This is a genomic window from Haloarchaeobius ordinarius, from assembly GCF_051801355.1.
GTDB lineage: Archaea > Halobacteriota > Halobacteria > Halobacteriales > Natrialbaceae > Haloarchaeobius.
Window position 1 is genome coordinate 607,251 of sequence record NZ_CP196560.1, and the last position, 9,901, is coordinate 617,151.

Annotated in this window: 11 protein-coding genes; 4 read left to right on the forward strand and 7 right to left on the reverse strand. The window is 65.9% G+C overall.

Features of this window, described 5'->3' with window-relative positions:
• Position 1: 1 nt before the first annotated feature.
• The 3 genes from ACSC1R_RS03220 to ACSC1R_RS03230 form a co-directional block, all read right to left on the reverse strand.
• Positions 2-388 (reverse strand): PIN domain-containing protein, encoded by a 387-nt coding sequence (locus ACSC1R_RS03220; RefSeq protein ID WP_439027631.1) that lies wholly within the window; start codon positions 386-388, stop codon positions 2-4.
• Positions 389-1,624 (reverse strand): translation initiation factor IF-2 subunit gamma, encoded by a 1,236-nt coding sequence (locus ACSC1R_RS03225; RefSeq protein ID WP_439027632.1) that lies wholly within the window; start codon positions 1,622-1,624, stop codon positions 389-391.
• A 157-nt stretch (positions 1,625-1,781) separates the two neighbouring features.
• A complete protein-coding gene (locus ACSC1R_RS03230; protein ID WP_439027633.1) occupies positions 1,782-3,626 on the reverse strand; it encodes an SLC13 family permease in 1,845 nt (614 codons plus the stop codon).
• 112 nt (positions 3,627-3,738) lie between these two features.
• Here ACSC1R_RS03230 and ACSC1R_RS03235 point away from each other — a divergent pair, with 112 nt between their 5' ends.
• The 4 genes from ACSC1R_RS03235 to ACSC1R_RS03250 all read left to right on the forward strand — a co-directional run bounded on the left by ACSC1R_RS03235 (position 3,739) and on the right by ACSC1R_RS03250 (position 6,360).
• Positions 3,739-4,623 carry a DUF7351 domain-containing protein gene (locus tag ACSC1R_RS03235; RefSeq protein WP_439027634.1) on the forward strand — a complete coding sequence of 295 codons (885 nt, stop codon included), beginning with the start codon at positions 3,739-3,741 and terminating at the stop codon, positions 4,621-4,623.
• A 103-nt stretch (positions 4,624-4,726) separates the two neighbouring features.
• Positions 4,727-4,975: a hypothetical protein gene (locus ACSC1R_RS03240; RefSeq protein WP_439027635.1), complete on the forward strand. Its 249-nt coding sequence runs from the start codon at positions 4,727-4,729 to the stop codon at positions 4,973-4,975.
• An 81-nt stretch (positions 4,976-5,056) separates the two neighbouring features.
• On the forward strand, positions 5,057-5,302 hold the full coding sequence (locus ACSC1R_RS03245) for a hypothetical protein (protein ID WP_439027636.1): 246 nt from the start codon (positions 5,057-5,059) through the stop codon (positions 5,300-5,302).
• Positions 5,303-5,388: 86 nt separating this feature from the next.
• Positions 5,389-6,360: a DUF5787 family protein gene (locus ACSC1R_RS03250; RefSeq protein WP_439027637.1), complete on the forward strand. Its 972-nt coding sequence runs from the start codon at positions 5,389-5,391 to the stop codon at positions 6,358-6,360.
• A 3-nt stretch (positions 6,361-6,363) separates the two neighbouring features.
• On the opposite strand, the gene ACSC1R_RS03255 is transcribed toward ACSC1R_RS03250, so the two are convergent.
• From ACSC1R_RS03255 to ACSC1R_RS03270, 4 genes are all read right to left on the reverse strand, one after another.
• On the reverse strand, positions 6,364-6,537 hold the full coding sequence (locus ACSC1R_RS03255) for a hypothetical protein (protein ID WP_439027638.1): 174 nt from the start codon (positions 6,535-6,537) through the stop codon (positions 6,364-6,366).
• Between the two features lie 179 nt (positions 6,538-6,716).
• Positions 6,717-7,622 (reverse strand): phosphorylase family protein, encoded by a 906-nt coding sequence (locus ACSC1R_RS03260; protein ID WP_439027639.1) that lies wholly within the window; start codon positions 7,620-7,622, stop codon positions 6,717-6,719.
• 50 nt (positions 7,623-7,672) lie between these two features.
• Positions 7,673-8,494 (reverse strand): MBL fold metallo-hydrolase, encoded by an 822-nt coding sequence (locus tag ACSC1R_RS03265; RefSeq protein ID WP_439027640.1) that lies wholly within the window; start codon positions 8,492-8,494, stop codon positions 7,673-7,675.
• A gap of 3 nt (positions 8,495-8,497) precedes the next feature.
• A complete protein-coding gene (locus tag ACSC1R_RS03270) occupies positions 8,498-9,856 on the reverse strand; it encodes an ATP-binding protein (RefSeq protein WP_439027641.1) in 1,359 nt (452 codons plus the stop codon).
• Between the last annotated feature and the right edge of the window lie 45 nt (positions 9,857-9,901).

Here is a 9,901-nt window from a genome sequence, read left to right on the forward strand (position 1 = left end):
GTTATGGTTGAGTGATTGCGAGTTTGTTCCTGCCCCGTAAAGCTATTACCGGAATACCCGTGTCGAGCACCCGGTCGCGCAGCGGCAGGTCGTTCGTGACGACGTAGTCGACCTGACCTGCTTCGGCCAGTTCGACGAGAGCGTCGTCGGCGTACGATTCCTCCGTGTCCACGATGAGACAGCGTTCGGTCGCCAGGTCGTGCCCGACGTTCGCAGCGGTGCCCTCTCGCCCACCCTTCTCGGAGAGGCGGCGTAGTTCCTCGACGACAGCCTGCGGGGTGACGAGTTCGGCCGCCTCGATGAGGCGGTCGAGTTCGTCGAACAGGCGCACGTCGAGTTCGACGGGCATCATCAGCGAACTCGTATCGAGCGCGACCCGGTTCGTCATCTATCCCTGGAGCGTGCCGACGCCGATGAGTCGCCAGCGAGCGCCGACGCGGCGGTTGATGGCTATCTTCGCCCCCTCACCCGCACAGACCGGGCGCTTGAGGTTCACCTCGCACTCACCGCTCCGCGCGGAGGTGACCGCACCGACCGTGGTGGCGGTGCCGACCGTGAGCATCAGCGGCTCACCGGTGCTGATCTCCTCGACCTCTTCCATGTCCTCGCCGACGACGCGGTCGAGCAGGTCGACCGACATCGTGAACGACTCCCACGTCGGCGGGAGCGACCCCGGCGGGCCAGCAATCTGGCCGGCGAGGGCGTCACCTTTCGTGTACGAGGGGTCGAGACCGGTCCCGACACCGAGCAAGCCACCGGGAGATGCCTCCTCGACGGACTGGCCACCGGCCTGGATGGACCGGATGGAGGTCGTGATGGGCTGGTACTCGGTCTGACCGCCTTCCTCGACCTCGCGGCCGGGACGGACTTCGAGGTCGTCCTCGGGGTGGAGTCGCCCCTGCACGAGCGAGCCACCGATGACACCGCCCATGAGGTTCTCCCAGGTCGTCCCGGGACGGTTGATGTCGAACGAGCGAGCGACGTGCAGTCGCGCGTCGGCGTCGGGGTCGCGCTCCGGCGTCGGGATGCGCTCCTCGATTGCCTGCATCAACACGTCCATGTTGACGTTCTGTCCAGCGCTGACCGGGACGACGGGAGCGTCTTCGGCGACGGTCCCCTCGACGAAGTCCTGAATCTGCTGGTAGTTCTCGCGGGCCCGCTCTGCGTCGACGAGGTCGACCTTGTTCTGGGCGATGACGATGTTCTCGATACCGATGATATCGAGCGCCATCAGGTGCTCTTCCGTCTGGGCTTGCGGGACGTCCTCGGTCGCACTCACGACCAGGACGGCACCGTCCATGATGGCCGCCCCGGAGAGCATCGTCGCCATCAGCGTCTCGTGACCGGGCGCGTCGACGAACGAGACCGTGCGGACGACCTCCGTGTCGACGTCGTGCTCGGGGCACGTGTCTTCGACGGTGTAACATTCGGGCTCGTCACAGTCCGGACACCGCCGGAAGGTAGCGTCGGCGTACCCGAGACGGATGGAGATACCACGCTTCATCTCCTCCGAGTGCTGGTCCGTCCACTCGCCACTCAGAGCCTGTACGAGCGTGGTCTTCCCGTGGTCGACGTGACCGACGAGGCCGATGTTCACCTCCGGTTGTTGGTGGTTTCCTGCCATATCGAGAGTAATCTTGGCTACGTCTACCCTTGTGCGCCTGATAAACCCACCGTTCTCGCACGCGGACGGCCTCCTCAGGACGCGTGCCCTTGCTCACTCAGGATGCACTTCCTCGCTCACCGGAACACACTCGCAACCGGCGACAGGCCGGGACTGCTCACCCGAGCGGCGGCCAGAGCACCCCGATACCGAGGGTCGTCACGACCATCAGCAGCAGCTGCAACGGACCGCCGACACGAACGTAGTCCGTGAACTTGTAACCGCCCGGCCCGTACACCATCAGGTTCGTCTGGTACCCGATAGGTGTCATGAACGCCGTCGACCCGGCGAAGGTACACGCGAGCACGAACGAGAACGGGTCGACGCTCCCGGGTAACTGCTGGGCCGTCCCCACGGCGACCGGCACCATCAGCGCGACACTGGCGACCGGGGTGATGACGTTCGCCAGGAGACTCGTGAGCAGGTAGAACAGCGCGACCAGCCCGAGCACTGGGACCGCGGTCGCCGCGACCGACACCACCAGATCCGCGAGGTACTCGGCCGCCCCCGTCGCTTGCAACGCGATCGACAGTGGGAGGATGCCCGCGAGCAGGAAGATGACGTCCCACGAGACCGCGTCGTAGGCGTCGCTCGTGTCGAGACAGCCCGTGACGACCATCGTCACGACGCCGCCGAGCGCCGTGATGACGATGGGGAAGCGGGTGAACGCTGCGAGGCCGACGACGGCCAACATGATGCCGATGGCGAGCGGCGTCTTCGGACTGAGTTCGGGCGGCTCGGACGGACCGTCCCCTATCGTACTCCGTGTGACGACCAGTTCGCTGTCCTCTCCCAACATGGCCGTAGCTTCCGTTCGACAGTACAGCAACAGTGCGTCACCGGATTCGAGTTTGGTGTCGGCGAGTTCCTCGTGGATGACGGTGTGGCCCCGCCGGATGGCCATGACGGTCGCGTCGAAGCGGTCGCGGAACCGTATCTCCCGGAGCGTCTCGCCGTCGAAGGCGGAACTCGGCGGGAGGACGACCTCGACGAGTTCGCCGCGAATCCAGGGCGCACTCAGGCTGTCGCCGGTGACCTCCTCGCGAGGGAGTTGCCGGAGGTCGTACTCCTCGGCGAAGTTGTTGATTTCGCGCATGTTCGCCCGGAGCGTGAGCACGTCACCCGGCAGAATCTCGCGGTCGGTCTTCGGCGCGATGAACACCTCGTCGTTCCGTATCAACTGGAGCGCGTCCAGGTCACGACCGAGTTCTCTGAACGCGTCGTCGAGCCGCTGCCCTGCCAACGACGATGTTTCACGGACCCGGACCTGCGCGAGGTAGTCACTGACCTCGTACGTGTCCGTGATGTCGAGGACCGGTTCGATGCGCTCGGGGATGAGCCGCGGCGCGACCGTGAGCAGGTAGACCGAGCCGACGAGCAGGACCACGAGTCCCAGCGGCGTGAACTCGAACATCCCGATACCCGTCCGGCCGTCGATGAGCACCCCCGCGAGGTCAGAGGCGACGATGTTCGTCGCCGTCCCGATGAGCGTCAGCGTGCCACCGAGCATCGCCGCGTACGACAGGGGCAACAGGAGCTTCGACGGCGAGAGGTGGCTGTCCTCGGCGAGGTCGGTTATCATCGGGATGAACACCGCGACGACCGGCGTGTTGTTCACGATACCGGCGAGTGGGCCGGTCGTCCCGACCGTCGCCGCGAGCACCCGCTTCTCGTTTCCGTGGGTCACCCGACGGAGGAACGCGCCCAGCTGGTCCACCACGCCGGTCCGCTGGACGCCCTCGCTGAGCATGTACATCGCCATGATGGTGATGGTCGCTGGACTGGCGAAACCGAGGATGGCGGTGTTCGCCGAGACCGCTGTCCACGGTTCGAGCGCCACCAGCGAGACCAGGACCGCGAGTGCCGTCACGTCCGGCGAAACCACTTCGGTCACGAAGAGCACCAGGGCCACGACGGTGACGGCGAACACCACGAGCATCTCGGTGGTGGGCGGAGGAACCATACGACGGCGTACTCGCGTCTCCGAAAAATAACTACCCACAAAATAACATCAAATATGTTACTAAAACTCGTTTCTGCGAACGCCTTTATCACAGTAGTGAGATACATCGCATATGAGCAAAGCGAGCATCACGGACTGCGAGGACTGCGTCGAGCCCGCCGAAGCGTTCTCCGTCATCGGCAACGAGACGCGCCTGTCCATCCTCGAAGCCCTCTGGCGGACCGCCGACCGGCCGGTCCGATTCTCCCGCCTGCACGACGCGGTCGGGATGCGTGACTCTGCACAGTTCAACTATCACCTCCAGCAGTTGCTCGGCCAGTTCGTCGTCCAGACCGACGACGGCTACGACCTCCGTTACGCGGGCGAGAAGGTCGTCCGCGCGCTGCTCGCCGGCGAGTTCACCCAGGACCCCCACTGGGACCCGTTCGAGATAGACGGCTCCTGTGTGAGCTGCGACGCCACCCTCGTCGCCGAGTACGAGAACGAGAACATCCGCATCGAGTGCCCCGACTGCGGCCACGCCCACGGCGAGTACCCGTTCCCGCCGGGTGGGCTGACGGACCGGACGAAAGCCGAGGTCATGCAGGCGTTCGACGAGCGCGTCCGCCACCTGCACTGTCTCGCGGCCGACGGCGTCTGTCCGGAGTGCGCCGGTCGGATGGAGAGCGAGATAGAACGCGGCGGCGACTGCTGTATCGGTCTCGACCTCCGCGTCGAGCACACCTGCCAGCAGTGTGGCCACTCCCTGTGCTCGGCGTTCGGCCTCCTCCTGCTCGACCAGTCCGACGCCGTCACCTTCCACCGTGACCACGGCATCGACCTGAACGACACGCCGTACTGGGACCTGCCGTGGTGCGTGAGCGACCACTCGAACGAGGTCGTCTCAGAGGACCCGTGGGAGGTCGTGGTCTCGGTCACGCTCGACGACGAGACGCTGCGTGTCACCTTCGACGAGTCACTCGACGCCGTGCGCGTCCAGCGCCAGCGCGAACGGTAGTCGACGAATCCCACCGCGACAGTTCTCGCAATTCCTCTCCTCACCGAAAAACGACGTTCTCGCGTAAATCAGCGATTTGGTCCCAGCACGCGTACCTGACCCTATGCGCCGTAACGTCGCATCCACGAAGGAGGCCATCGCCCGGCGTGGCTCGCACACGCTCGACCTGCTCGGTCTCGCTGGCCTGCTGTTGCTGACTGTGCTGACAGCTGCAGCAGTCCTGTTCGTCCTGCTCTGGTTCATGCCGCAGTACGGACTCCTGCTGGGTATCGTCGCCTGGATCGTCGTCCTCGGCCTCGCTATCGGCCTGCCGGTACTGGCCGTCCAGTACTTCGGCGAATCGCTCGACTGACTGAAGCGAATTTCAGTACGGCGGCTTACAGAAATGTAATTCAGATTACCTATTTATCCGCTGGGGTCCTCTCTCTACTTGATGATACACGACAACGCCACCACGCACCGAATCGCACCCTCGAAGCACGCAACGATCGCCGCCGTCGTCGGGCGCGCCAGTCTCCTGGTCGTGGCCACGCTGCTGGCGGTCGCACTCGTCTTCGCCACCGTCTCGGTCTTCCCAGCACTCGCGCTCCCTCTCGGAATCGCTATCTGGGTCGCGCTCATCGGTGGTCTCGTCGCACTCCCGGTGTTCGCGGTCCATGCCATCGGCGAGGCGCTCTAGACACCGGCCCACGACCGCGTTCTTCTCTGCCGTCCTCACGCACCGCTGGCGCGAAGTTTTAGGCCACGGCCAACCGAGCGTGAGACGTGCGCGAATTCGGGTTCGAACTCCAGCTCTGTGCGGTCCTCGAACGCGAGGGTGACGCCGTCCTGGCCCGACAGCTCGGCGGCGGCGTCCACAGCAGCAGGCGCGTCCTCGACGTGGTCTCCATCGAACCCGGACCCGACTTCGACGACCGGGCAGCAATCACTGCAGCACGAATTCCGGACCTGGCTATCGAGAGCGACGTCGGCCCCGGGAGAGCACGCTACTACCGCGACGTTTTCGACTGCCGACCGGACCGGGCGCGTCACGTCGTCGACTGGGCCACGGACATCGGTTTCTTCGAACGCGAGCGCCGCAACGGCCGGGACTACGTCCGCCAGACCTGCCGCTACCCAGCCGACTGGTTCGGACGCATCCGGGCAATCGAGAACAAGCCCGACCTGAGCGCGCCGGGGGACCTGGAGACACAGCTCCGTAAGGACGTGCAACTCGGGCTCGTCGACGAGGTCGTGCTGGCGACGGCGAGCCACGTCACGGGCGCACACCTCAACCGTATCCCCGACGAGGTCGGGGTGTGGCGCTTCGACCCGGAGACCCTCTCGTGTGAGGTAATCCGCGAGCCTACAGACCTACCGGTCACCGAACCGGGCGTCGAGATACTCGACGAACACGCGGGCTGGACGGAGGTTCGCATCGCCGACGCCGACGAGAAGGCGCGGGCGCGCCGCCGACTCGCTGAGCGAACCTACGGCAAGGGCTGGCGAAGCTACGACTTCCCCGGCTGTGCCCAGGTCGCGGAGAGAGCCGTGGCTGGCGGTGGTGGCCTCCCGTATTGCGACTGGAAGGGCCGCGTCGTCGACCCCGGACACGAGTGTAACGCGGACTGTCCCGGTTTCGAGGCGGCGGACCCGCCGGTGGTCGACAGCGAGGGGGAGCGCGACAGGCGAACTCCGTGGGTCGCAGACCCCGATGGACAGGTCCGGCGACAGTCGGGACTCGACCGGTTCACGTAGGACTCAGTCGCGTCGGCCGTCGGACGAGATGACGGCCATCGCGATGCCGACCCCGAAGGCGATGCCGAGCGTGAGGACAGGGTCGATGGTTCCGTCGACGAGCAGTGAGAGGAGCGTCACGACGGTCCCGGAGACGAGCGCACCGAGGAGCCCTCGCCGGAGAGCGACTCGTGCCATGTGACGATGGACGTGTGTGTGGACCCTCGCTGGTATCCATGGGTACGCAAGGCGTGCAAGAGCAGTCCGCGGGGAATGGCGAACAGACGACGGGATACCGAGAGCGCGAACGGGGCCGCCGTGCAACCGCAGACCCGTCCGCGTCGGTTTCTCAGGGCACGCCGGGTATGGCCGCGGCTTCACATTTGAACTCGGTCCAGACGTTCGGCCACCAGCGCGCCGGCGACCCGGACCGCGTTCGCCAGGCCGAGTTCGAACCCGGCTTCGAAATCCTCGTCCTGCAGACTGTCTTCCACGGACTGGCCGGGACGAGGCCTGTCGAAGTTCGCCACGCCACGGACGCTCAGGTAATCGTCGAGTCGACCGAACCGGGCGAGCGCGGCCGCGGTCGCGGCGTCTTCCATCTCGGTCGCGCAGTAGGTGCCGGCGTCGTACTCGTCGCAGAGCCACTGGACGCGCTCGGCGAGGACGCGTCCGTGCCAGAACTCGTCACCGCAGACGTTGGTACCGACGACGGTCCGGGGGTTTTCGTGTGCACCCCGACCCTCGAAGCGTTCGCGGTGTGCTTTCACTGCGGGGTCGTCGTCCAGGTCAGTCTCGCGAGCGAGTTCGGTGGCCCAGTCGAGCAGGGCCGGGTCCAGCCGGAAGACGTGGTCGTCGAGCCGGTACGGGTTCAGTTCGAGTGGAACCCCACCGTCGCCTTCGGCGGCGTCCCAGCGAACCTTCACGTCCCAGTCCACGATGGCGTCGGCGAGGACGACCGAGCCGATGGTCGTGTCGCTCGGCGGTCCGCCTGCCACGCCGACGGAGAGGAACAGGGTATCGGAGAGGTCGAGTTCCGGGCTGGCGAGGGCGGCAGCGACGGTCGTCGCCGTGTTCGCCTTGCCCATTCCCGTCGGCAGGAGCGCGAGCGGGCCGATGTCCGTGTCTGCTGCCTCAGCGGTGTACTGGAGCGGTTCGGGTGCGCCGGGCAGGCCGAGCGAATGGGCGAAGTCGTACCGGTCGAGCCAGGGCTCGCGCTCGTCCAGTGTCTCGGCGTCGTGGACGTACGCGGGGAGGACGAGCACCTCTGGGGCGATGGTCATGTCTCGGGAGGCGTGGCGTGCCGAAAAACGTCTTTCTCTCTCCTCGCGGGTCAGAGCGAGAACGTCTCGCCGTCGACCGCGATGGGGTCCGCGAACGCCTCCTCGACCGGATAGTAGTGCGCGGCGTGGACGACGCGTGCCTCGTCGGCGTCGAGGTCGTCCGCCAGGGCGAGCGCGCCCTCTCGGGTCATGTGCTTCGTCCCGAACGTGTAGAACACGTCGCCGTGTTCGTGCTTCCCGCCGAGCGGGTGGTACTTACAGAGTTCGCTCGGGACGATGCCGTCGGCGAGGAGAAGGTCGGGGGCGGCGAGTACGTCGCGGGACGCCTCGGGGAGGCCGTAGCTCGTATCGCCCGAGAACGAGAGAACTGCGCCGGTCTCGGGGTCCTCGATTCGGAGCCCGTAACAGACCAGCGGCGGGTGCTCGACCGGGACGAGCGTCACCTCGAACCCGCACGTCTCGAACGGCTCGAACGGGGACTGTGGGTAGACGGTGACCGCGTCGAGGTAGTCGTACTTCCGCGAGATGGTGTCCGCGACGCTTTCGTCGGTGACGGGGTCGCTCTCGTTCGCGGCGAACACGTCCAGTTCGTCGAACAGCCGGTAGGCGTTCCCGAGGCCGTCGAGGTGGTCGAAGTGGATGTGTGAGATGACCATCGCGTCGGGCAGTGGCACGTCCTCGCGGAGGAACTGGTAGCGGAAGTCGGGACTCGCGTCGACGAGGAGTGACTCGTCGGTGCGCTCGTTGTACACGTGGACCGAGAACCGGGTTCGTTCCACGCCGCGGCGCTTGGCCTCCTCGCAGGTATCGCAGTCGCAGCCGACAGTGGGCGTGCCCGTGGTGTCGCCGGTCCCGAGCAGCGTCACCTCCATGGCTCAGTGGTCGTGGTCGTGGTCGTCGTGGCTGTGGTCGTGGTCGTCGTGGCTGTGGTCGTGCCCCGACCCGTCGCCGGCGACGAGCGCGTCGCTGTCGTCCATCATGTCGAGGTTCTTTAAGTTGTCGCGCTCCTCGAAGTCCGCAACAGCGTCTTCGAGGTCCGCTTGCGTGAGCGTCATGCGCTCTTCGGTCAGGGCGTCCAGCACGGCTTCACGCATGACCAGCCGGAGGTCGCTCCCGGTCAGGCCCTCCGTGATGTCCGCGATTGCCTCGGGGTCGAACTCCTCGATGTCCATCGCCCGGGTGATGATGCGGAGGATGTCCGCCCGCATCCCGTGGTCGGGCTTGGGGAAGTTGACGATCTCGTCGAAGCGGCGCCACGCCGCGGCGTCGAGCTGGTCCGGGTGGTTCGTCGCGCCGATGAGGAGCACGTCGTCCTGGATGAGCGAGACGTCGTCGATGCTCTTCAGCAGGGTGTTCACGGCGCGCTTGATGGCGTTGTGCTCGTCGCCGCCGCGAGTCTTCGCGACGAAGTCGAACTCGTCCATGAACAGGATACACGGCGAGAGCCGCTTTGCGACCTCGAACGTCTTCTCGACGTTCTTCGCCGTCTCGCCGAGGTACTGGCTCGTTATCATCGAGAGCTTGACCTCGACGAACGGGAGGTCGAGTTCGTACGCCAGCCCCTTCGCGGCGGAGGTCTTCCCGGTGCCCGGCGGGCCGACGAACAGCAGTTTCCCGATCTCGCGCAGGCCGATTTCGGCGAGGTAGTCGCGGTGCTCGATGGCCTTGACGACTTTCTGAATCTCCTCTTCCTGTTCCGTGGTGAGGACGATGTCGTCGAGCGTCTGGTCTATCTCCTCGGGTGCCCGGATGTCGACCAGGTCGAGCATCTCCTCGTCCTCCTCGTCCTCGAACATCTCGTCGAGCAGTGAGTCGATCCAGACGCGGTCGGCCTGGATGGGTCGGTTCGCCTCCCGGGCCGCCTCGTAGCTCACGTTCACCTCGTCGTCGTCTTCGAACGCCGACGCGAGCACGGGGTTCTGGAGCAACTGCGCGTCGTCCGCGCGCTCTTTGAACCAGCGCTCGGCCATCTCCGGCTGGGTCAGGTTCAGCTTGCCGGAGAACTCGTCGCGGTCGGTGAACATCAGCCCGGAGACGGCGTCCCACGGGTGGTCGATCCCCGTGGCCGCGCGGGCCGTCTTGTTCGTGACGGTGAGCGGACGCTCGACCGTCCCATCGGTGTAGAAGACTCGGCGATACCGAGGGGGCAGGTCGTTCTCGTCCAGCTCACGGTCGTTGGTGTACACGTGGGCTGTCAACAGGAACTCGACGACCGATAGCGCCGCGGTACTCATTCCCCGTAGCGTACTGGCCACACGCGCTTAAGACCGTCGAACTAC